Consider the following 20,477-nt stretch of genomic DNA (forward strand, 5'->3'; position numbering starts at 1 on the left):
GAGCGTCTCGAACACCCCGAACGCTGGCACCCGCGACCGCGACCGGTCACCGCCGTTTCCGTCAGGCGGAAGCCCCGCTCGGATTTCAGACCGTCGTACGGGTCCGCCGGCCGAGCTCTTCGGAGATCCCGTACGCGGCTCTCAGGAGCGGCTCGCGCAGCCCGCGCGCACGGCTCGCGCTGCTGGCCGCGATGACGATCCCCAGCGCGGCGCTGACCGGTCCGGCCGGGCCGATCCGTACCGGTGCGGCCACCGCGACCGTGCTCTCCGAGAGCTGCCGGTCACTGACGAAGACCTGCTCGCGGCGGATGAGGTCCAACTGTGCGCGCAGCGTTCGCTGGTCGGTGACGGTGTGCGGGGTCCAGGCGCGCAGCGGCGAGTCGAGTACCTCCTCCTGGACGTCCAGCGGTGCGTGTGCCAGCAGCACGCGGCCCATCCCGGTGGAGCCGATGGGGAACCGGGACCCGACCATCGTCAGCAGCTCCACCGAGCGGTGCCCGGCGATCCGTTCGACGAATACGAGATCGGTACCCTCTCGCACGGCGAGCTGGATGTTCTCGTGGGTCGCCTCGTAGAGGTCCTGCATGAACGGCAGGGCCGCATCGCGCAGAATCTGGGTGCGGGGGCATCCCGAGACGATCTCCCAGAGCCTCAGCCCGATGTGCCAGGACCCGTCCTCGGTGCGCTCCAGCGCGCCCCACTCCGCCAGTTCCGCGACCACTCGGTGCGCGGTGCTCAAGGCCAGTCCCGTGCACTGGGCGATCTCCGACAGTGTGCGCGACGGGTGGTCGCGATCGAAGGCCGAGAGGACTTCGAGGACCTTCCCAGCCGCCGTGCTCCGGGTTCTGCTCACACGGTCAGTCTCGCAGACCGGCGTTGTAGCCCCCGGCCGGGCGCCCTACCATCTGCCGGACACTCCGTACCACCTGCCGGACACAAGGAGGCGACATGGACCGGGACGACCGACACACCTCCGGGCTGTCCTCGATGGCGACGCGGCTGATATTGGCCGAGCTTTCCGAACAGATCCGCCTCGCGCACGGGATTCCGATGCGGTTCGAATCCGCCGGCGGCGTCAAGATCGCCCAGCGGGTGCGCCAGGGAGCCGATGCCGACGTCCTCGTGCTGGCCGACGGCGCAATGGTCGAATTGGCGGCCGAGGGACACCTCCTCGGAGACACGGTGCGCCCGCTGTGGGTCTCCCAGGTCGTCGCCGCCGTGCCGGAAGGAACACCGGTGCCGGCACTGCGCTCGGATTCCGACCTGCGGGCCGCTCTGCTGTCCGCGATGAGGATCGCCTACTCGACGGGCCCCAGCGGCGCGGCCCTCCTGGATCTCATCACCCGGCTGGACCTCGCCGAAACGCTCCGGGACCGGCTCGTCCAAGCACCACCGGGTGTGCCCGCAGGCAGCCTGTTGGCATCCGGCACGGCCGACCTGGCCTTCCAGCAGCACAGCGAACTGATGGACTTGCCGGGCGTCGTCGTCGTCGGCCCGCTGCCGGGCGCCGCCGAGATCACCTCGACGTTCAGCGGAGGCGTACTGGCCGCCTCCACCCGACCGGGCCGGGCCCGCGAAGTCCTCGATCTCCTCGGTTCCGAGGCGGCGTGGAAGACCGCCCGAGCCCGGGGCATGCGGGCCGCCGGGGACCGGGACTGAGGGCGCGCGGGACCGGTCAGCTGCCGAAGCCGAGGCCGAGGCGGTCCAGGGTCCGCAGCCACAGGTCGCGGCGGCCCTCGTTGCGGTCGGCGCGGGCCAGGGAGCGCTGGGTGATGCCGATGCCGAGGGAGCGGGCGGGCTCGGGCGGGAAGGGAAGCGGCTTGCGGCGCACGAGGTCGACGGCGGTCCGCTCGGTGCGCTCGCCCGCCAGGAGGTCCAGCATGACCTCGGCGCCGAACCGGCTGGCGCCGACGCCGAGCCCGGTGAAGCCGGCGGCGTAGGCGACCTTGCCGCGATGGCTGGTGTCGAAGAAGACGCAGAAGCGGGTGCTGGTGTCGATGGCGCCGCCCCAGGCGTGGCTGAAGCGGATGCCCTCCAGCTGCGGGAAGGTGGCGAAGAACTGTCGCGCGAGCGTCGCGAACGTCTCGGGGCGCCGGTCGTGTTCGGCGCGGACCCGGCCCTGGTGCACGACGTCGTAGCCGCCCCACAGGATCCGGTTGTCCGTGGAGAGCCGCACGTAGTGGAAGGCGTTGGCGGGGTCCGCCCAGCCCTGCCGGTTGTGCCAGCCGACGGAGGCGAGCTGTTGCTCGTCGAGCGGTTCGGTCATGAGGGCGTAGTCGTACACGGGGACGGTGTAAAGGCGGTGGCGGCGGACCAGGGAGGGGTACGCGTTGGTGGCGAGCGCCACTCGCCCGGCGGTGATCCGGCCGTAGGGGGTGCGGACGCAGATGACGGCGCCGTGCTCTTCGAGGGAGAGGGCCGGGGTGTGCTCGTGGATGCGGACGCCGAGATCGAGGCAGGCGCGCTTGAGGCCCCAGGCGAGCCGCGCCGGGTTGACCATGGCGGTGTCGCTCTTGTTCCAGACGGCGCCGAGGAAGGTGGGGGAGTCGATCTCCGCGCGGACGGCGTCGGCGTCGAGGACGGTGGTGGTGGCGCCGTACCGGGCGGCCGTCTCGGCCTCCTCGGCGAGCCAGCCGACCTGGTGGGGTTCGGTGGCGACGACCAGGGATCCGGTGCGCTCCCAGTCGCAGTCGATGGAGTGGCGGGCGAGGGTGTCCTCCATGGCCTGGAGGTTCGCGCGGCCGAGCTGTTCGAGGACACCGATCTCGTCGGGCCAGCGGGCGAGGCCGTTGCCGAGACCGTGGGTGAGGCTCGACTCGCAGAAGCCGCCGTTGCGGCCGGAGGCGGCGCCGCCGGCCTGGTCGCCCTCGACGAGGACGACATCGACGGAGGGGTCGCGCTCCTTGGCGATGAGGGCGGTCCACAGACCGGTGTAACCGCCGCCGACGACCAGCAGGTCGCAGGTGGCGGCGCCGATGAGGGCGGGGGTGGGCCGGGGGCGGCGCGGATCGTCGAGCCAGAACGGGGTCGGATCGGCGTCCCGGAGCGAGAGCAGGGGGTCCATGGTGGCTCCTTCGGGTGGCGGAGGAGCCCGCGCGCGGGGGCTTCCCTCCGAGGTGCCGCCCATGAGACCCGGTCGGCCGCGACAACGTCAATGATGTTGACATAAGCGCCTACGGGCGGATTGCGGAGGCCCGGTCCGCGGCCGCTACCGCCCCGCGTCCGGGTGCAGTGCGGCGGCGGCGACGAGCATCAGCTCCAGTGCGAAGGGGTAGCCGCTGTCGCGCATGTCGACGGCCAGGAGGGGGTACGTCGCCGCGATGTGCGGGTGGGTGTCGGCGGGGAGGCGGCTGTACGCGGCATGCCAGACCTCGGCGTCGGCCGCCGCCGCCGAGGGGGGCAGGGCCGCCGCCGCGGCGTCCTGGGCGGCGAAGGCGAGTGACTGGTCGACGAAGGCGTGATAGATCCGCACCGCCAAGGCGTCGGGGAAACCGCCGTCGCGGAGGATGCCCAGGATCTTCTCGACGGCCCTGGTTTCGTGCGGGCGGCCGGTGGTGCGGTGGGCGGCGAGCAGTGCGGCCTGGGGCTGGGCGAGGTACGAGGCGTGGATGCGCCGGCCCATGGAGCGCAGGTCCTCGCGCCAGTTGCCGGTGGCCGTCCAGCCCTCCTGGGCACGGCCGATGAGCTCGTCGGCGAGGGCGAGGAGGAGGGCGTCGGTGTTGCGGAAGTAGCGGTAGAGGGAGGTGGGGTCGGCGCCCAGCGCGGCCCCGAGCCTGCGGACCGAGAGTGCCTTCGCGCCGTGCTGTTCGACGAGGCGCAGTGCGGTGTCGACGATGAGGCGCTCGGAGAGGACGGCGCCGTGTTTGGTCGGGCGGCTGCGCTGCCGGCTGCCCTCGGGTACCACGCGTTCGGACATGGCCGGGACCTTACGTCAACACTATTGACGTGTAAACGGCTCGGGGGCTTCGATGGCGCCCGTCACCCGTTTCGCACCTGCGTACCCACGCCGTCCGGGCCATCTGTACGCAATCCGTCCAGCGCATCCGCACGCAAGGGAGCCGCCGCATGCCTCACGCCGATCTGGTCTTCACCGGAGGTCCTGTCCTCGCGATGGACCCGGCCCGCACCCGGGCGAGTTCGCTCGCGGTCACGGGGGAGCGGATCACCGCCGTCGGCCACGACGCCGTGCGGGAGCTGATCGGGCCCCGTACCGAGGTGGTCGACCTCGCGGGCAGGCTCTTGATGCCCGGCTTCCAGGACGCCCACGTCCACGCGGTGGGCGGGGGCAGTGAGCTGGCGCAGTGCGATCTGACCGAGATCGTCGACGCCGCCGCGTACCTGGAGCGGATCCGGGCGTACGCGGAGGCGAACCCGGAGCAGGAATGGATCACCGGCGGCGGCTGGTCGATGGAGAGCTTCGCGGGCGGACTGCCGACCCGGCAGCTGCTGGACTCGGTGGTGCCGGACCGGCCGGTACTGCTCGCGAACCGCGACCACCACGGGGCCTGGGCCAACACCCGGGCCCTGGAACGGGCGGGGCTGACCGCCACCACCCCGGATCCGGCCGACGGACGGATCGAGCGCGAGCCGGACGGCACGCCCAGCGGAATGCTCCAGGAGGGCGCGACGGCTCTGGTGTCGCGGCTGGTGCCGCCGAGTACGCCGGAGGACCGGCTCGCCGGGCTGCTGCGGGCGCAGGAGCTGCTGCACTCGCTCGGCATCACCGGCTGGCAGGACGCGCTGCTCGGCAGCTTCAACGGGATGGGGGACCCCTCGGCGGCCTATCTGGCCGCCGCACGGGACGGTTCTCTGACCGCCCGCGTGTCCGGTGCGCTGTGGTGGGACCGTGAGCGCGGCGCCGAGCAGATACCCGAACTGGTCGAGCGCCGCAAGGAGTTGGCGTACGAGCGGTTCCGGGCCGGGTCGGTGAAGATCATGCAGGACGGGATCGCGGAGAACTTCACGGCCGCGCTGACCTCCCCGTACCTGGACGGCTGCGGCTGCGCCACGGCCAACAGTGGGCTGAGCTTCGTCGATCCGCAGGCCCTGCGCGGTCACGTGACCGCGCTGGACGCGCTGGACTTCCAGGTCCACTTCCACGCGCTCGGCGACCGTGCCGTACGCGAGGCACTCGACGCGGTCGAGGCCGCCGTGGCGGCCAACGGGCGGCGCGGCAACCGGCACCACCTGGCCCACTTGCAGGTCGTCCACCCCGACGACCTGCCCCGGTTCGCCGCGCTCGGCGCCATCGCGAACATCCAGCCGCTGTGGGCGGCGCACGAGCCGCAGATGGACGCGCTGACCATCCCGTTCCTGGGCCCGGAGCGCGCCGCCTGGCAGTACCCGTTCGGAAGTCTGCTGCGGTCGGGGGCCACCCTGGCGGCGGGCAGCGACTGGCCGGTCTCCAGCCCGGACCCGCTCGCGGGCATCCACGTCGCCGTGAACCGGCGGGAGCCGGGAACCGACGACGAGCGGGTGTTCCTGCCCGAGCAGCGCATCGACCTCCTCTCGGCGATCGCCGCCTACACCGCCGGTTCCGCGCACGTGAGCCGGCTCGACGACGCGGGCAGCCTCCTCCCCGGCCATCTGGCCGACCTCGTGGTGCTCGACCGGGACATCCTGGCCGCGCCCCCGGAGGAGATCGCCGAGGCGCGCGTGGAGCGGACCTATGTGGGCGGCGAGCTCGTGTTCGGAGGCTGAGGATGCCGTACCGAGGAGGCGCGGACATCGAGGTGGACCGGCACGAGCACCCCGACGGTCTCCCCCCGGCCGTGCTCCAGAACGGCCACCATCAGTTCGATCCCGGCTTCGGCGACGGCGTCGGGGCGCAGGCTCAGCGTGGTCACCGGCGGTTCGGTGTACACGGCGGCCTCGTCCTCGCTGACACAGGCGACGAGCAGGTCGCCGGGAACGCCGTAGCCGTGCCGCCTTGCCGCGTCCAGGACGAGGGGCGGGCTGGCCTCGGCGACCACGAAGAGGGCGTCGGGGCGATCCGGCCCGGCCGTCAGCGCGGTCTCGACGGCCCGGAGCACCGGCCCGTTGCCGGGCTGCGCGGCCCGTACGGCCAGCTCCGGCAGCCCGTGCGCCGTACACCAGTCGTGGTGGGCGGCGAACACCTCGCGGTGGAAGCGGGTGGTGCTGTCCGGGACGACCAGCACGGGCCGCCTGGCGCCCTGGTCCAGGAAGTGGTCCAGGGTCCGGTGGACGGCGCCGACCGCGTCGACGTCCACCCAGTGGGCGTCCGGCCGGCCTTCCACGGACCGGTCGCTGAAGACCGGGATGCGGGCGGCGAGCAGGTCCTCGACGATCCGGTCCTCGGCGACGGGATCGACGACGATCGCGGCGTCGAGGGGCAGCGCGGACCACTCGCTCTGCAGGGAGCCGGCGGGCAGCAGCACCATCGCGTAGCCGCGTCCGAGCGCGGTGGCGGCGGTGGCCCCGGTGAGCCGGGCGAAGTACGGCGACTCCAGGAAGGTCCAGGGGGCGTCGGCCAGCTCGCCGACCACGTATCCGATCAGCCGGGCCCGCCCCGCGCGCAGCTGTCGTGCGGTGGCGTTGGGCCGGTAGCCCATTTTGCGCGCGGTCTCGCGGGCCCGCTCCCGCACGTCGGGGGAGAGCCGGCCGGTGCCGTTGAGCGCCGCCGAGACGGTCGTCTTGGACAGGCCCGCCTCCCGGGCGACGTCCACGAGCCGCACGCGCGGGCCGGGCTGTTCGCCGAGCCCTGAATCTTTGGTCATGAGACCGATGCTGCCACCCTCCCGACCTTTGCAAAACCGTTCCCGCAATCCCTCGCCGAAGTCTTGTGCGGGAACGTTCCCGCACCAATACTCACTCCATCCCCCCGTGCCCGTCACAACACCCGTAAAGGGGTGGATCCGCATGCGTACACCCAGATTCATCGCATTCGCCTGCACCGCCGTGCTCGCGGCCTCCTCTCTCACCGCCTGCGCCGGCGCCACCCGGCCCCAGACCGGCCCCACCGGCGGCGCCGCCTTCAAGGTCACCCCGACCTCGCCGCCGGCCCAGGGCCCCCTGGACTCCTTCACGTGGTCGCTGTACGCCGAGCCGTACACCCTCGACTACGCCCTCGCGTACGACTACCCGCCGAACACCGTGCTCGCCAACGTCTGCGAGCAGCTGCTCCGGGTCACCCCCGACCTGAAGATCGAGCCCGGTCTCGCGGTCAAGTGGTCGCAGCCCGACCCGCTCACGCTCGTCTACACCCTGCGGCCGGGCGTGAAGTTCCACGACGGCACGGCGATGACCGCGGACGACGCCGTCGCCTCCCTCAAGCGCCAGATGGACCCGGCCACCGGCTCCCCGTGGGCCTCGACCTTCAAGAACGTCAAGTCCATCGAGGCGACCGGCCCGCTGGAGGTGACGATCCGCCTCGCCCAGGCCGACGTCCTCTTCCACGAACTCATGGCCGCCTCTCCCGGCACCGTCGTGAGCGCGGCCTCCCTCGCCAAGGCGGGCCCGGACTACGGCACCCCGAAGGGCGCCCTGAACTGCACCGGCCCCTACGCCCTGGAGAAGTGGGCGCAGGGCGACAGCATCACCCTGCGCGAGAACCCGGCGTACTGGGACAAGGCACTCGTTCCGAAGTCCCGGTCCGTGAAGTTCACCTTCGTCGAGGACCCGGCCGCCCGCTCCAACGCGTTCCTGTCCGGCACCGCCGACGGCGGCTACATGGTGCCGTCCTCCTCCCTCGCCCAGCTGAAGGCGAGCGGCAACGGAACGCTCCTCTTCGGCCCCAACACCGCGGCCGCGAACCTCGCCGTCCTCAACTTCAACGGCCCGCTCGGCAACATCAAGGTCCGCAAGGCCCTGTCCATGGCGCTCGACCGGAAGAACATCATCAACGCGGCGGCCGGCGGCGTCGGGGTCCCGGCCAAGGCTCCTGCGGCACGCGGTGCCTGGGCGCTCCTCCCGGAGGAGGCCGCCGAGCACTACGACACGCTGCCCGACCTGCCCCAGGACGTCGAAGCCGCGAAGAAGCTGGTCCAGGAGGCCGGTGCCACCGGGCACTCGATCACCCTCGTGACGAGCTCGCTCGCCCCCGAGATCAGCGTGGTCGCCAACGCGGTGCAGGCGGCCGGACGCCAGATCGGCCTCGACGTCAAGCTGGAGGCCGTCTCCCCCGACGCGTACAGCAGCATCTTCGTCGACCCGAAGTCCCGTGACGGGCTCGACCTCGTCATCACCAACGGCTACGACAACACGCCGGATCCGCTGGAGTTCTACCAGTACCTGCGCACCGGCGACTTCGGGAACTACGGCTACTGGTCCGACGCCGAATTCGACATCGCCTTCGACCGGGCCAACGCCGAGCCGGACCCGGCCAAGCGCGCCGACCTCACGGCGAAACTCCAGGAGATCACCCTGCGCGAGCTGCCGGTCATCCCCGTGTACGAGGCGCCGTACTCGGTCTTCCTCGGCAAGCGGATCACCGGCGCCCCCACCGGCATCGCCCAGCTCTACTACCCGTGGGCCGCGAAGATCGGGGCCGCACAGAAATGACCCGCTTCCTCGGCGGACGGCTCCTGGGCCTGGTGGCCGTGCTGTTCGTGACCTCGGTCGTGGTCTTCGGCACGATCCACCTGGCCCCCGGTGACCCGGTGACCTTCCTCCTACACGGCCGCCCGGCCACCCCCGAGGCCGTGACCGCCCTGCGCGCCGAGCACCACCTGAACGACCCCGTGGTGGTGCAGTACGGCAAGTGGCTCGGCGGCGTCCTGAGCGGCGACCTCGGCCGCTCGGCCCAGTACCACCAGGACGTCACCGCGCTCCTCGGCTCCAGGCTGCCCGGCACCGCCCTCCTCGTCGGCTACGCGGCCCTGCTCGTCGTCGTCCTGGGGGTGGGCGTCGGCATCCTCGCCGCGCTGCGCCCCGGGCTTGTCGACCGGATGGTGCTGATCGGCACGGGAGTGGCCACCGCCACTCCGTCCTTCGTCACCGCGATCGTGCTCGTCTCGGTCTTCTCGGTCCAGCTCGGCTGGTTCCCCGGCCCGGGCGGCGGCGCCGCGGAGGGCTTCGGTGCCCGGCTCCACCAGCTCACCCTGCCGTCCGTCGCCCTCGCCCTGACGTTCGCGGGCCTGCTGGCCCGGGTCACTCGCTCCGCGATGCTCGACGAACTCGGCCGCGAGCACGTGGAGGTGGCGCGTGCCCGGGGCGTCGCGGGGCGGACCGTGGTGCGCCGGCACGTGCTGCGCAACGCGCTGGGTCCCGTCGTCACCGTCGGCGGCACCATGCTCGCCGGCCTGCTCATCAGCACCTCGATCGTGGAGACCGCATTCGACGTGCCGGGGCTCGGCTCGTTGCTCGTGCAGTCGGTCACCGCGCAGGACTTCGCCGTGGTCCAGGCCGTCACCCTGCTCAGCGTGGCGGCCTTCGTCCTCGTCAACCTCGCGGTCGACCTGCTCGCCCCGCTCATCGACCCCCGTCTCTCCCCCGGGGAAGGCTCTCCATGACCTCCACCCTCACCACGGCGGCGTACCGCAGGCCGGGCCTGCGCGGACTGCGCCTCTTCGGCCAGGGGCCACTGTTCGCGGGCTCGGTCGCGGTGCTCGCCGCGCTCGTCCTTGTCGCCGTGCTCGCCCCGGTCCTCGCTCCGTACGACCCCGAGGCGCTCGACCTCGGCGCGAGCCTCGCCGGGTCCAGCGGTGACCACCTGCTCGGCACCGACCAGTCGGGGCGGGACATCCTGTCCCGGCTGCTCCACGGCGCCCGCACCGGGCTCCTGGGGCCGCTGTTCGTCGTCGCCGTCTCCACCCTGCTCGGCCTGCTGCTCGGTGTGGTGGCGGCCTGGCGGGGCGGCTGGGCGGACACCCTCCTGTCCCGCTCGATGGACCTCGTCTTCGCGATCCCGGGTCTGCTGCTGGCGATCCTGCTCGTCTCCGTCCTCGGTTCCGGCATGACCGCACCCGTCATCGCCATGTCCATCGCCTACACCCCGTACGTGGGCCGGCTCGTGCGCGGCATCGCCCGGCAGGAGAAGCAACGGCCGTACATCGAGGCGTACGTGGTGCAGGGCTGGTCCGGCTGGACGGTCTGTGTCCGCCACCTCCTGCCGAACATCGCGCCGACCGTTCTCGCCCAGTCCGCGATGAACTTCGGGTACGCGCTGATGGACCTGGCGGCCCTGTCCTTCCTCGGCTTCGGCGTCCAGCCGCCGGCCGCCGACTGGGGCGCCATGATCAACGAGGGTCAGGGGGCCGTCCTGCAAGGGGCGATGCTCCCGGCGCTCGCGCCGGCCGCGTGCGTCGTGCTCGCGGTCGTGGCGTTCGGAATCGTCGGCGAGGGGCTCGCCGACCGGATCGCGAGGCGGGAGAGGTGAACACCATGACCACGCCATCGACCACACCCGTCCTGGAGATCGACGGGCTCGGAGTACGGCTCCCGGCCGACCGGGCCGCCCGGCCCATCCTGGACGGGGTGAGCCTGACCGTGCGGCCCGGGGAGACCGTCGGCCTGGTCGGAGAGTCCGGGTCGGGCAAGTCGGTCGCCTGCCGCAGCGTCCTCGGACTGCTGCCCCCGGGCGCCCGGGCCGGCGGTCAGGTCCGGGTCTCCGGGCGGGACGTGCTGAGCATGCGCCCGCGGGAGCTGGCCGGGCTGCGGGCCCGCGAGGTCGCCATGGTCTTCCAGGACCCGCGCGCATCCGTCAACCCGCTCCGCCGAGTGGGTGACTTCCTCACCGAAGGGCTGCGCGCCTGCGGCACCCCCGCCGACCGCGCCGCCGCTCGGGCGGAGGAACTCCTCGACGCCGTCGGTATCCGCGATCCGCGCGGCGCCCTGCGCCGCTTCCCGCACCAGTTCTCCGGCGGCATGCTCCAGCGGGTCGTCATCGCCGCAGCCCTCGCCGCCGAGCCGGCCCTGCTCCTCGCCGACGAACCGACCACCGCGCTGGACGTCACCACCCAGGCGGAGGTGATCGGGATCCTGGCCCGGCTGCGGGCCGAGCGCGGCACCGGGATGCTCTTCGTCACGCACGACCTGGAGCTGGCCTCGGCGATCTGCGACCGGGTGTACGTGATGTACGCCGGCCGGGTCGTCGAGACCCGCTCCACCGACGAACTCTTCGACCGGCCCCGCCACCCGTACACGGCGGGGCTCCTCGCCTCCACTCCGCGCATCGAAGCGGGCGCGCCCCCGCCCCGGCCCATCCAGGGCCGGCCGGTCTCACTGTCGGAGGACCCGCCCGGCTGCGCGTTCGCCGCCCGTTGCCCGCACGCGGTGCCGCGCTGCGCGGAGGAGACGCCCGTACTCGCACCGCACGGCGAGGGTCTGGCCGCGTGCCTGCGCGCCGAGGAAGGAATCACGCTGTGACGAAGGGACTGGTGGTCGAGGGGCTGCACAAGCGGTACGGGGAGCACACGGCGGTCGACGGGGTGTCGTTCTCGCTGCCGCCCGGTGGTTCGCTCGCGATCGTCGGAGAGTCCGGCAGCGGCAAGACGACGACGGTCCGGGTACTCGTGGGCCTGGAGCGCTCAGACGGCGGTACGGTCCGGCTCGACGGCCGGGACCGCTCGGCCCGGGCCCGCGGCCGCGCCGAACGGATCTCCCGGGCGCGGGAGATCCAGATGGTCTTCCAGGATCCCTACCAGTCGCTCGATCCGCGGGTGACGGTGAGCGGATGCCTGGACGAGGTACTGCGGCTGCACACCGACCTGGACGCCGCCGCGCGCCGGATCCGTGTCGCCGGACACCTGGATCAGGTCGGCCTCGGGACCCGCGAGGCGGCGGCCTTGCCGCGCGACCTGTCCGGCGGCCAGCGCCAGCGCGTGGCGATCGCGCGCGCCCTCGCGGTGGAGCCCCGGGTGCTGGTCCTGGACGAGGCGGTCGCCGCGCTGGACGTGTCCATCCAGGCCCAGATCCTCGAACTGCTGCGTGAGATCCGCCGCGAGGCGGGTATCGGTTTCCTGTTCGTGACCCACGACCTGGCCGTCGTACGCCACATCGCGGACGAGGTGCTCGTCCTGAAGTCGGGCAGGGTGATGGAGTCGGGCCCCGTGGACCGGGTGCTCGATGCCCCGGACCATCCGTACACCCGCCTCCTGCTCGGCTCGGTGCCGCGGCGCGGCACTCCGCTGGGCGCAGGCGGCTGAGGGCCGGACGGCGGGCGCGAACCCGGCGGGCGGCGCCCCGCGCGGTCAGGTCAGGGAGCGCCACGTGAGCTGCAACGCCCGCCGGAACCCGTCGACTTCCTCCGGGGTCAGGTCGGCGACCATGCGTTCCTCCAGCGCGCGGGCCGGTCGGGCGTACTCGTCCAGGAGCCCCTTGCCCGCCTCGGTCAGCAGGACGAGGCGTTCCCGGCGGTTGGCGGGGTTCGGCTCGCGGCGGATCAGGCCGCGGCTCTCAAGGGCGCGGACCATGTCGGCCATGGTTTGGGCGGTGACGAACGAGTCGCGGGCGAGCTGGGCGGCGGAGATGCCGTCGTGCCGGTCCAGGACGGTGAGGGCGGTGTACTGCAGGGCGGTGATGCCCGCAGGTCTGACCAGCTCTTCGAGACGAGCCCGCACCGCGAGTTCCGTCCGCTTGACCAGGTAGAGCAGCGAGGTGCTCACGTTCGTCCTCCTGTGGTGGTGCCCGGGTGGATGGCAGCTACACCCTAAGACATTGACAGGAATCCTGTTGGTTGATGAGACTGTCATTCGACAGGATTCCTGTCGATCGAGCCCGGCCGTCCGCCGGTGCTCCGGCATCTCCACCCCTCACGAGAGGCACCCTCATGGATCTGCACGGGAAGGTCGCCGTCGTCACCGGCAGCGGTCGCGGCCTCGGCCTCGGATACGCCCGCGCCCTCGCCGCCGCCGGCGCCGCGGTCATCGTCAACGACGTCGACCAGGACACGGTCGACGCCGCCCTCGCCGCGATCCGGTCCGAGGGCGGCACGGCGGCCGGAGTCGTCGCGGCCGTCGGAGACAGCGCGGCGGCCCAGGAGCTCGTGGACGCCGCGGTACGGGAATTCGGCCGCCTGGACGTGCTCGTCACCAACGCCGGCATCCTGCGCGACCGCGTGCTGTGGAAGATGACCGACGACGACTTCGACGACGTCGTCCGCGTCCACCTGCGCGGCACCTTCACCTGCGCCCGGGCGGCCGCCGTCCGGATGCGGGAGCAGGGGAGCGGCGGCAGTCTCGTCCTGATCTCCTCGCCCGCCGGACAGCGGGGCAACTTCGGTCAGACCAACTACGCCGCGGCCAAGGCCGGCATCGTGGCCATGGCCCGCACCTGGGCCATGGAACTGGGCCGCGCCGGCATCACCGTCAACGCGGTCGTCCCGGTCGCCGCCACCGAGATGACCAGGACCATCCCGGCCTTCGCCCCCGTCATCGAGGAGTCCGAGCGCACCGGTAGTCCGCTGCCGGACTGGCTGCGCAAGGGCGAGGGCCTCGGCACCGTCGAGGACGTCACCGGGCTCGTCACCTTCCTCGCCTCCGACGCCGCGAAGGACGTGACCGGACAGGCCATCGGCATAGGCGGCGACCGGCTCGCCCTGTGGGCGCACCCCAAGGAGAAGGCGACCGCCTTCGCCGACGGAGGGTGGAGCGCAGAGGCGATCGCAGCGCAATGGCCCGGTGGGGTCGGAGCCGAACCCGAGACGTACGGCATCCCCGCGCCCCAGGCCCCGGAGGTCTGACATGAGCCCCCGTGCCTACGAACCCGCGCTCGACCTCGACCGGCTGACCGCCATCGACATGCACACACACGCCGAGGTCTCCAAGGACGGCCGCACGGCGCTCGGCCCGGAACTGCTCGGCGCCTCCGAGAAGTACTTCAAGGCCCACGGACACCGGCAGCCCACCATCGAGGAGATGGCCGACCACTACCGCGAACGGCGCATGGCGGCGGTCGTGTTCACCGTCGACGCCGAACACGCCACTGGGCATCCGCGGATCTCCAACGAAGAGATCGCGGAGAACTGCGCCGCCCACGCCGACGTGCTGATCCCGTTCGCGAGCATCGACCCGCACAAGGGCCGCGCCGGAGTACTGGAGGCGCGGCGCCTGGTGGAGGAGTGCGGCGTGCGGGGGTTCAAGTTCCACCCCAGCCTCCAGGCCTTCGCCCCGGACGACCGCCTCGCCTACCCGCTGTACGAGGCCATCGAGGAGCTCGGCGTTCCCGCCCTGTTCCACACCGGCCAGACCGGCATCGGCGCCGGAGTCCCGGGCGGCGGTGGCATCCGGCTGAAGTACTCCAACCCGATGCTGGTCGACGACGTCGCCGTCGACTTCCCGCACTTGCGGATCATCCTCGCCCACCCCTCCTTCCCCTGGCAGGACGAGGCCCTGGCGGTGGCCACCCACAAGCCGCACGTCCACATCGACCTGTCCGGCTGGTCCCCGAAGTACTTCCCGCCCCAACTCGTGCGGTACGCCAACACCCTCCTCCAGGACAAGGTCCTGTTCGGCTCCGACTACCCGGTCATCACCCCCGACCGCTGGCTCGCCGACTTCGAAACGCTCGACATCAAGCCCGAGGTCCGGCCGAAGATCCTCAAGGAGAACGCCGCCCGGCTGCTCGGCCTGCTCACCGACTGAAGGAATCGCCGTGTTGAACCAAGGCATCGGCTCCTGGCCGGCACGCCGGGCCCGCAGGAGCCCCGGCCGCATCGCCCTCGTCCACCAGGACCGCACCCGGACCTACCGGGAACTGCACGAGCGCGTCCTCGGCCTCGCCAACGCCCTGCGCGCCCTCGGCGTCCTGCGCGGTGACCGGATCGCCTACCTGGGCCCCAACCACCCGGCGTTCCTGGAGACACTGTTCGCCGCCGGTGTGCTCGGAGCGGTCTTCGTCCCGCTCAACACCCGGCTCGCGGCACCGGAACTGGCGTACAACCTGGCCGATTCCGGCAGTACGATCCTCGTCCACGCGCCGGAGCACACGGAGGCCGCCCGGGCCGCGGCCGACGAGGCCGGCGTGGTGCGGCACCGGATCACGCTCGCCGCGCCCGGGCACGCGGGCCTCGTCTACGAGGACTTGCTCGCCGCGAACGGACCCGAGCCCCTGAACGAGGCAGTAGCCCCCGGCGACCCGTGCATGATCATGTACACCTCCGGGACCACGGGCCGGCCGAAGGGCGCCGTACTCACCCACGGCAACATCATCTGGAACAGCGTCAACGTGATCGTCGACACCGACCTCGCCGGCGACGAGGTCACCCTGGTCGTGGCACCGCTGTTCCACACCGCCGGCCTCAACATGACCTGCCTGCCCACCCTCCTGAAGGGCGGGCAGGTGGTGCTGCTCGACGCCTTCGACCCCGACCGGGTCCTGGAAACCGTCGAACGCCGATGTGTCACCTACATGTTCGGCGTCCCCACGATGTACGACGCCATGGCCGCCCGGCCCCGCTGGGCCACCGCCGACCTGTCCAGTCTGCGCACCCTCAACTGCGGCGGCGCGCCGGTCCCGGCCCGTACCATCGCCGCGTATCTCGACCGCGGCCTGGCCTTCAGCCAGGGCTACGGGATGACCGAGGCGTCCCCGGGCGTCCTCTTCCTGGACCGGGAGCAGGTCGCGGCCAAGCCCGGTTCCGCCGGAGTACCTCACTTCTTCACCGATACGCGCGTTGTCCTGACCGACGGGAAGGACGCCGCTCCTGGGGAGCGAGGCGAGGTACTCGTCCAAGGCCCGAACGTGATGAGCGGCTACTGGAACCGGCCCGAGGACACCGAGGCCGCCTTCACCGACGGCGACTGGCTGCGTACGGGCGATGTCGCCCGGCTCGACGCTGACGGCTACGCCTACGTTGTCGACCGGGTGAAGGACATGTTCGTCTCCGGAGGCGAGAACGTCTACCCGGCCGAGGTCGAGGACGTCCTCCTCACCCACCCCGACGTCGAGGAATGTGCCGTCGTAGGCGTGGCGGACCCGGTCTGGGGCGAGGTGGGCCGCGCAGTCGTCGTCCTCGGACCCGGCCGCCGCGCGGATGAGCACGACCTGCTCGGCCATCTCCAGGGCCGACTTGCCAAGTACAAGATTCCCAAGTCGGTGGTCTTCACGGACGCCCTGCCCCGCACGGCCTCCGGAAAGATCGTCAAACCCGCCGTACGCGACCGCTACGTGGAGTGACCTCAACCTCCCCGTGCGTCACCCGTACCCCGTCGGGAGCCGGTTCTCCGCCTGGCCGCTCCCACCCCGTCACCCACTACCGAACGGACCGATTCACCATGCCCGTCACCGCCCACGGCCTCGACGCCCTCACCGCCCTCAGCGGAGCCGACCTCGGCCACACCGCATGGCAGGAGATCACCCAGGTACGGGTGAACACCTTCGCCGACGCCACCGACGACCACCAGTGGATCCACACCGACCCGGAGAAGGCCAAGGCCGGCCCGTTCGGAGGCCCGATCGCCCACGGCTACCTCACCCTTTCCCTCGTCATCCCGATGTTCGGCGAGCTCCTGGACATCACCGGCATCTCCATGAGCGTCAATTACGGCCTGGACAAGGTCCGTTTCCCCAGCCCCGTCCCCGTCGGCGCGAGGGTCAGGTTGCACGGCGTCGTCGGCACCGTGGAGGAGATCAAGGGCGACGGCGTGCAGATGCCCCTCACCTTTACCGTCGAGGTCGAGGGCAGCGCCAAGCCGGCCTGTGTGGCACAAGCGGTCTACCGTCACTACGCTTGAGAGGACAACTCGGACTAGTTCGTGGCCAGCGCCGCCCAGGCGGCGGCCGACATATCCGACGGCGCCTCCGCCGCGGTGGGCAGCGGCGCAGTGTGAGGTCGTCCACGTCCCGCGAAGCCGGGCCGAGGGGGAGTGGCGCCACATCGCCCCCTGAGCCGCTGGGGGTCAAGGGGTCGCAGGTTCAAATCCTGTCGTCCCGACCAGCGTTTACGCAGGTCGGAGGCCGTTCTCTCACACATGAGAGGACGGCCTTTTCCGTGCCCGGAGTGCTGGTGGTGGCATTGTGGTCGCGCGCCCGCTTTGGGGTTGGTTGGCGGTGGGGTGGAAGCCGGCTGGGGCGGGGGAGCGGAGCCGGTGGAGGGCTTCGCGGAGGTGCTGGATGTGGTCGCGCGGTGGTCGCAGCCGTTCCAGCCAGGCCCGTCGGTCGTTTCGTTTTTGGGCCCGGGTGAGGGTGTGGTCGATGGTGTCGACGGCTTCGCGGGCTGCTTGTTGGGTGAGGTGGCTGAAGATGTTGGCGGTGGTCGACAGGGTGGAGTGCCGCAGGGTCTTGGAGACGACGGTGAGGGGGACGCCGGCGATGATGGTGATCGTGGCGGCCAGGTGTCGCAGGTCGTGAACGGTCACCCGCGGTACGCCAGCTTCTCGGGACAGCTGCCGGAGCCCGTCGAGGACGGTGGCGACGCGGGGGGAGATCGCGACCCAGTTCTTGCTGGTACGGGTCTTGGGGCTGGTGATGACGAGGCGATTGTTGTCGATCGCGGAGAGCGTGCACCGCACGTAGAGGACGCGCTCTTTTAGATGACGTCGTCCCAGTGCATTCCCAGGGCTTCGCCTTTGCGCATGCCGGTGCCGATGAGGAACTCAACAGGTCGGCCATGTCCGGGTCTGCCTGGTGGCAGTGCTGGAGGAAGCGGACGGCCTCGTCTGCGGTCCAGATCTGCCGCTCTGGAGATGGTGGACGGTGCAGGGCTGGGGGACTGGCGGGGTTGTGGGCGAGGCGGTGGTGGCGGACTGCGTCGCCGAGAGCGCTGGAGAGGGTGGCCAGGCAGCGGTAGAGGGTGGTCTTGCCGCGGCCTGCGGCGAGCTCGCTGGTGACGAAAGCCGCGATGTGACGGTGTCCGAGTTCGTCCAGCTTGAGGGGGTGCCGAAGGCGGGCGCGAGGTCGTTGTGGACGTAGTCCCGGTAACGCGCCATGGTGGTCGGCTTGAGCACGAGCGCCTTGGCGGCCAGCCAGGTACTCCGGTAGTCGTCGATGCTCTGGTTCGGGTCGGCGTTGAATCCGCCGGCCTCGCCCTCGAGGAATCTGCGGAGTTCGGTCTCGGCTGCGTCGTGGCTGTCGAAGCCGCCCCTGCGCACGGTCGTCCGGTGGCGGCGTGGGGTCGGGACGTCGACTGCAAAGGTCCACGTCCCGTGGTCACCGTCAGCGAGCAGGTGGGGGCAGTGCGCTCCGAGCTGGTGATGCAGTGTGTCCCGGCAGCCACATCGGCGGTAGATGCGGCCGCGGTCGGCGGTGGTGCGCATGAGGATCGCCTCCAGGAGGCGGAGGAAGGGCCGACACCTCCAGTCTCGTGCGACCACATGCGACCACGACGCTCCTCATGCCGACCGTGACCAGTGCGTTTCCCTTTACTGGGCGCCAAGGGGCGGGGTTCCGGGGATCACCGTTCTTCGCCTCTGGCGTACTGCATCGGCAAGGCCACGATCACCCGCTTGAGGCACGACGGAAACCACTGAGGCCCAATGCGGCGCGCGGGGCAGGGTGCGGCGCCTGCGCGTCGGCTTGGTGGTGCTGTCATCTGGCCTGTCGGCGAGGCAGGCTGGCCCACGGGTGGCGACTTCGGGAGAGGTTTGAGCCGATGTGGGTGGCTGGTGAGGCGTATGAGCCGTACGTCGGGCGGTGGAGCCGCCTGGTGGCACACCGGTTCGTCCGCTGGATGGGCGCGGCTCCTGCGGGGAGCTGGCGCGATATCGGGTGCGGCACGGGTGCGGTGACGCAGGCCGTGCTGGACGTGGCCGAACCGGTGATGGTGGTCGGCGTCGATCCGTCGGAGGGCTACGTGGAGTACGCCCGGAGGAACATCGGTGACCGACGGGCCCGGTTCGTCCTGGCCGACGCTGTCAATCTGCCCTTCGCCGAGGCCACGGCGTCGGTCGCGGTGAGCGGGCTCGTGCTCAACTTCGTACCGGACGCGCCGCGGGCGGCGGCCGAGATGGTTCGTGTGGTCCGGCGCGGGGGGTTGGTGGGGGCGTATGTCTGGGATTACGGGGAGGGAGGCATGGAGGCCATCCGTGCCTTCTGGGACGCCGCGTGCGCCCTGGACTCGGGCGCTTGTGCCTCGGACGAGGCCGTCAGGTTTCCGTTGTGCGGGCGGGCGCCGCTGGGTGAGCTGCTGGTCGGGGCGGGGCTTGAGGATGTCGAGGTCGATGAGATCAGCGTGCTCACCCGCTTCTCGGGTTTCGATGACTACTGGCAGCCGTTCCTGGGAGGGCAGGGACCGGCGCCCTCCTACGTGGCCGCCCTCCCCGAGGAGGGCCGCGTTGAGCTGCGTGAGCGGTTGCGGTCGGCACTCCCCCGGGAAGCGGACGGCTCTATCCCGCTGCGTGCGCGGGCATGGGCTGCGCGGGGCAGGCGCCAAGCATGAGCGGGTCAGGTCAGCCCTGTGACTTGATGTGGTCGATGACAGCGATGAAGGCTTCGGTGGGTGAGAAGTCCACGTATTCGCAGTCTTCGAGTGCCACGGGGGCGTGCCCGGGCGGCCAGTAGAAGGCCTGGCCCGCTTCGTAGATCTCCTCCCCGTCCTTCGTCACCATCTTCAGCCGCCCTGGTTCGAGCTCGTCCGGGCGGGGCTCGCGGCCGAGTTCGCGGACCCAGTACGCGAGGATCCAGGACACGCCGGCGCCGTACACGGTGCCGATGGCGTCGCCGACGTCCGGTGTGAGGCCGGGCAGGTCGGCTTCGACCAGCTCGTGGCCCAGTCCGGCGAGGAGTTGGACGGCGTCGTCCACGGCCGCGACACAGTCGGGGTGCACGGGGTGGCCTTCCGCCCGGCGTACGCTGAACGCGATCCGCAGCCTGCCCGGTGCGCGACGGGCCTGGTCGGCGAAGGGCCCCGGTGCGGTCGGGGCCGGGTAGGGGTCGCCCGGTGCCGGCCCGGCGACGGCGTCGTGCAGCGCGGCGGAGTCCCGGACCGAGCGGGTCAGGGCGTGCTCGCAGGCCCAGCCCCCGAAGGCGTCCCCGTATGCCGCTCCGAGCGGCACCCGCGCGCGGTTGGGTTTGAGGCCGAACAGCCCGCAGCAGGACGCGGGGAAGCGGACCGAGCCGCCGACGTCGTTGCCGTGCGCCGCGGGCACCATCCGGGCCGCGACGGCAGCTGCCGAGCCGCGACGGCAGCTGCCGAGCCGCCGCTGGAGCCGCCGGTAGTCCGGGTGGGGTCCACGGGTTACGCGTCGGCCCGTAGAGGGTGGACTCGCAGGTCGGGCTCGTGCCGAACTCCGGGGTGGCGGTCTTGCCGAGGATGACCGGCCCAGCGGCGCGCACGCCGTACGAGCTCCTGATCGTGTCGTGAGATGTGGTCGCGCAGGAAGACCGACCCCTCGCAGAAGCGGACGCCCTCCCGCTCGGTGATGAGGTTCTTGACCACGTAGGAACTCCGGTGAACGGGCCGTCCGGGAGTCCGGCCCGGGGACCTGCTCCAGGGCGTGCTCGAACACCGGTGTGACGACGGCATTCAGCTGCGGGCTCAGGGCTGCGACGCGGGTGATGGCAGGCGTGACGAGTCCTCGGCCGTGGCTTCGCCGGTACGGACCAACTGCGCCTGGGCGGTGGCATCGAGCGCGGTAAGGGCC

The 20,477-nt window shown here is 71.6% G+C and carries 19 protein-coding genes and 1 pseudogene; 12 read left to right on the plus strand and 8 right to left on the minus strand.

Going from position 1 to position 20,477, the window contains the following annotated elements:
• Positions 1-85 precede the first annotated feature (85 nt).
• Complete coding sequence (locus tag ACFY7H_RS01050; RefSeq protein ID WP_388931231.1) at positions 86-853, minus strand: IclR family transcriptional regulator; 768 nt, start codon at positions 851-853, stop codon at positions 86-88.
• A 95-nt stretch (positions 854-948) separates the two neighbouring features.
• On the opposite strand from ACFY7H_RS01050, the gene ACFY7H_RS01055 reads away from it, so the two are divergent.
• A complete protein-coding gene (locus tag ACFY7H_RS01055) occupies positions 949-1,659 on the plus strand; it encodes a substrate-binding domain-containing protein (RefSeq protein ID WP_388931233.1) in 711 nt (236 codons plus the stop codon).
• A gap of 16 nt (positions 1,660-1,675) precedes the next feature.
• On the opposite strand, the gene ACFY7H_RS01060 is transcribed toward ACFY7H_RS01055, so the two are convergent.
• Positions 1,676-3,064: an NAD(P)/FAD-dependent oxidoreductase gene (locus ACFY7H_RS01060; protein WP_388931236.1), complete on the minus strand. Its 1,389-nt coding sequence runs from the start codon at positions 3,062-3,064 to the stop codon at positions 1,676-1,678.
• Between the two features lie 144 nt (positions 3,065-3,208).
• On the minus strand, positions 3,209-3,916 hold the full coding sequence (locus ACFY7H_RS01065; RefSeq protein ID WP_388931239.1) for a helix-turn-helix domain-containing protein: 708 nt from the start codon (positions 3,914-3,916) through the stop codon (positions 3,209-3,211).
• Between the two features lie 149 nt (positions 3,917-4,065).
• On the opposite strand from ACFY7H_RS01065, the gene ACFY7H_RS01070 reads away from it, so the two are divergent.
• Positions 4,066-5,700 carry an amidohydrolase gene (locus ACFY7H_RS01070; protein ID WP_388931242.1) on the plus strand — a complete coding sequence of 545 codons (1,635 nt, stop codon included), beginning with the start codon at positions 4,066-4,068 and terminating at the stop codon, positions 5,698-5,700.
• Here ACFY7H_RS01070 and ACFY7H_RS01075 read toward each other — a convergent pair.
• On the minus strand, positions 5,667-6,737 hold the full coding sequence (locus tag ACFY7H_RS01075; RefSeq protein WP_388931245.1) for a LacI family DNA-binding transcriptional regulator: 1,071 nt from the start codon (positions 6,735-6,737) through the stop codon (positions 5,667-5,669). The genes ACFY7H_RS01070 and ACFY7H_RS01075 overlap by 34 nt on opposite strands.
• A 142-nt stretch (positions 6,738-6,879) precedes the next feature.
• On the opposite strand from ACFY7H_RS01075, the gene ACFY7H_RS01080 reads away from it, so the two are divergent.
• The 5 genes from ACFY7H_RS01080 to ACFY7H_RS01100 are packed head-to-tail and all read left to right on the plus strand — an operon-like array spanning position 6,880 to position 12,104.
• Complete coding sequence (locus tag ACFY7H_RS01080) at positions 6,880-8,520, plus strand: ABC transporter substrate-binding protein (RefSeq protein WP_388931248.1); 1,641 nt, start codon at positions 6,880-6,882, stop codon at positions 8,518-8,520.
• Positions 8,517-9,470, plus strand: a complete 954-nt coding sequence (locus tag ACFY7H_RS01085; protein WP_388931251.1) for an ABC transporter permease — start codon at positions 8,517-8,519, stop codon at positions 9,468-9,470. The genes ACFY7H_RS01080 and ACFY7H_RS01085 overlap by 4 nt, the downstream gene beginning before the upstream one ends.
• Complete coding sequence (locus ACFY7H_RS01090; RefSeq protein ID WP_388931254.1) at positions 9,467-10,336, plus strand: ABC transporter permease; 870 nt, start codon at positions 9,467-9,469, stop codon at positions 10,334-10,336. The genes ACFY7H_RS01085 and ACFY7H_RS01090 overlap by 4 nt, the downstream gene beginning before the upstream one ends.
• 5 nt (positions 10,337-10,341) lie before the next feature.
• On the plus strand, positions 10,342-11,325 hold the full coding sequence (locus tag ACFY7H_RS01095) for an ABC transporter ATP-binding protein (RefSeq protein ID WP_388931257.1): 984 nt from the start codon (positions 10,342-10,344) through the stop codon (positions 11,323-11,325).
• Complete coding sequence (locus tag ACFY7H_RS01100; protein WP_388931260.1) at positions 11,322-12,104, plus strand: ABC transporter ATP-binding protein; 783 nt, start codon at positions 11,322-11,324, stop codon at positions 12,102-12,104. Before ACFY7H_RS01095 ends, ACFY7H_RS01100 begins: the two co-directional genes overlap by 4 nt.
• A 45-nt stretch (positions 12,105-12,149) precedes the next feature.
• On the opposite strand, the gene ACFY7H_RS01105 is transcribed toward ACFY7H_RS01100, so the two are convergent.
• Complete coding sequence (locus ACFY7H_RS01105; RefSeq protein ID WP_388931262.1) at positions 12,150-12,563, minus strand: MarR family winged helix-turn-helix transcriptional regulator; 414 nt, start codon at positions 12,561-12,563, stop codon at positions 12,150-12,152.
• Between the two features lie 164 nt (positions 12,564-12,727).
• Here ACFY7H_RS01105 and ACFY7H_RS01110 point away from each other — a divergent pair, with 164 nt between their 5' ends.
• From ACFY7H_RS01110 to ACFY7H_RS01125, 4 genes are all read left to right on the plus strand, one after another.
• Positions 12,728-13,639, plus strand: coding sequence for an SDR family oxidoreductase (locus ACFY7H_RS01110; protein ID WP_388931265.1), 912 nt, complete (start codon positions 12,728-12,730; stop codon positions 13,637-13,639).
• 1 nt (position 13,640) lies between these two features.
• Positions 13,641-14,540: an amidohydrolase family protein gene (locus ACFY7H_RS01115; RefSeq protein WP_388931267.1), complete on the plus strand. Its 900-nt coding sequence runs from the start codon at positions 13,641-13,643 to the stop codon at positions 14,538-14,540.
• 10 nt (positions 14,541-14,550) lie between these two features.
• Complete coding sequence (locus ACFY7H_RS01120) at positions 14,551-16,074, plus strand: long-chain fatty acid--CoA ligase (RefSeq protein WP_388931270.1); 1,524 nt, start codon at positions 14,551-14,553, stop codon at positions 16,072-16,074.
• 98 nt (positions 16,075-16,172) lie between these two features.
• Complete coding sequence (locus tag ACFY7H_RS01125; RefSeq protein ID WP_388931272.1) at positions 16,173-16,631, plus strand: MaoC family dehydratase; 459 nt, start codon at positions 16,173-16,175, stop codon at positions 16,629-16,631.
• Positions 16,632-16,862: 231 nt separating this feature from the next.
• Here the strand turns inward: ACFY7H_RS01125 and ACFY7H_RS01130 are convergent, their stop codons facing one another.
• Positions 16,863-17,408: a tyrosine-type recombinase/integrase gene (locus ACFY7H_RS01130; protein WP_388931275.1), complete on the minus strand. Its 546-nt coding sequence runs from the start codon at positions 17,406-17,408 to the stop codon at positions 16,863-16,865.
• A gap of 1,133 nt (positions 17,409-18,541) precedes the next feature.
• Here ACFY7H_RS01130 and ACFY7H_RS01135 point away from each other — a divergent pair.
• A complete protein-coding gene (locus tag ACFY7H_RS01135) occupies positions 18,542-19,273 on the plus strand; it encodes a class I SAM-dependent methyltransferase (protein WP_388931278.1) in 732 nt (243 codons plus the stop codon).
• Between the two features lie 10 nt (positions 19,274-19,283).
• On the opposite strand, the gene ACFY7H_RS01140 is transcribed toward ACFY7H_RS01135, so the two are convergent.
• The gene (locus ACFY7H_RS01140; RefSeq protein WP_388931281.1) at positions 19,284-19,985 is read right to left on the minus strand and encodes an amidase family protein; all 702 of its coding nucleotides are present in this window, start codon (positions 19,983-19,985) and stop codon (positions 19,284-19,286) included.
• A gap of 23 nt (positions 19,986-20,008) precedes the next feature.
• A pseudogene (locus ACFY7H_RS01145) lies at positions 20,009-20,460 on the minus strand (amidase family protein); the annotation flags it as partial.
• Between the last annotated feature and the right edge of the window lie 17 nt (positions 20,461-20,477).

Origin of the sequence: Streptomyces sp. NPDC012794, assembly GCF_042901085.1 — a bacterium.
Classification (GTDB): Bacteria; Actinomycetota; Actinomycetes; order Streptomycetales; family Streptomycetaceae; genus Streptomyces.

Coding starts and splice junctions, on each gene's coding strand:
- ACFY7H_RS01060 (WP_388931236.1), bottom strand. CDS start 3,064: ATGGACCCCCTGCTCTCGCTCCGGGACGCCGATCCGACCCCGTTCTGG.
- ACFY7H_RS01110 (WP_388931265.1), top strand. CDS start 12,728: ATGGATCTGCACGGGAAGGTCGCCGTCGTCACCGGCAGCGGTCGCGGC.
- ACFY7H_RS01065 (WP_388931239.1), bottom strand. CDS start 3,916: ATGTCCGAACGCGTGGTACCCGAGGGCAGCCGGCAGCGCAGCCGCCCG.
- ACFY7H_RS01140 (WP_388931281.1), bottom strand. CDS start 19,985: ATGGTGCCCGCGGCGCACGGCAACGACGTCGGCGGCTCGGTCCGCTTC.
- ACFY7H_RS01080 (WP_388931248.1), top strand. CDS start 6,880: ATGCGTACACCCAGATTCATCGCATTCGCCTGCACCGCCGTGCTCGCG.
- ACFY7H_RS01055 (WP_388931233.1), top strand. CDS start 949: ATGGACCGGGACGACCGACACACCTCCGGGCTGTCCTCGATGGCGACG.
- ACFY7H_RS01070 (WP_388931242.1), top strand. CDS start 4,066: ATGCCTCACGCCGATCTGGTCTTCACCGGAGGTCCTGTCCTCGCGATG.
- ACFY7H_RS01095 (WP_388931257.1), top strand. CDS start 10,342: ATGACCACGCCATCGACCACACCCGTCCTGGAGATCGACGGGCTCGGA.
- ACFY7H_RS01090 (WP_388931254.1), top strand. CDS start 9,467: ATGACCTCCACCCTCACCACGGCGGCGTACCGCAGGCCGGGCCTGCGC.
- ACFY7H_RS01085 (WP_388931251.1), top strand. CDS start 8,517: ATGACCCGCTTCCTCGGCGGACGGCTCCTGGGCCTGGTGGCCGTGCTG.
- ACFY7H_RS01075 (WP_388931245.1), bottom strand. CDS start 6,737: ATGACCAAAGATTCAGGGCTCGGCGAACAGCCCGGCCCGCGCGTGCGG.
- ACFY7H_RS01115 (WP_388931267.1), top strand. CDS start 13,641: ATGAGCCCCCGTGCCTACGAACCCGCGCTCGACCTCGACCGGCTGACC.
- ACFY7H_RS01125 (WP_388931272.1), top strand. CDS start 16,173: ATGCCCGTCACCGCCCACGGCCTCGACGCCCTCACCGCCCTCAGCGGA.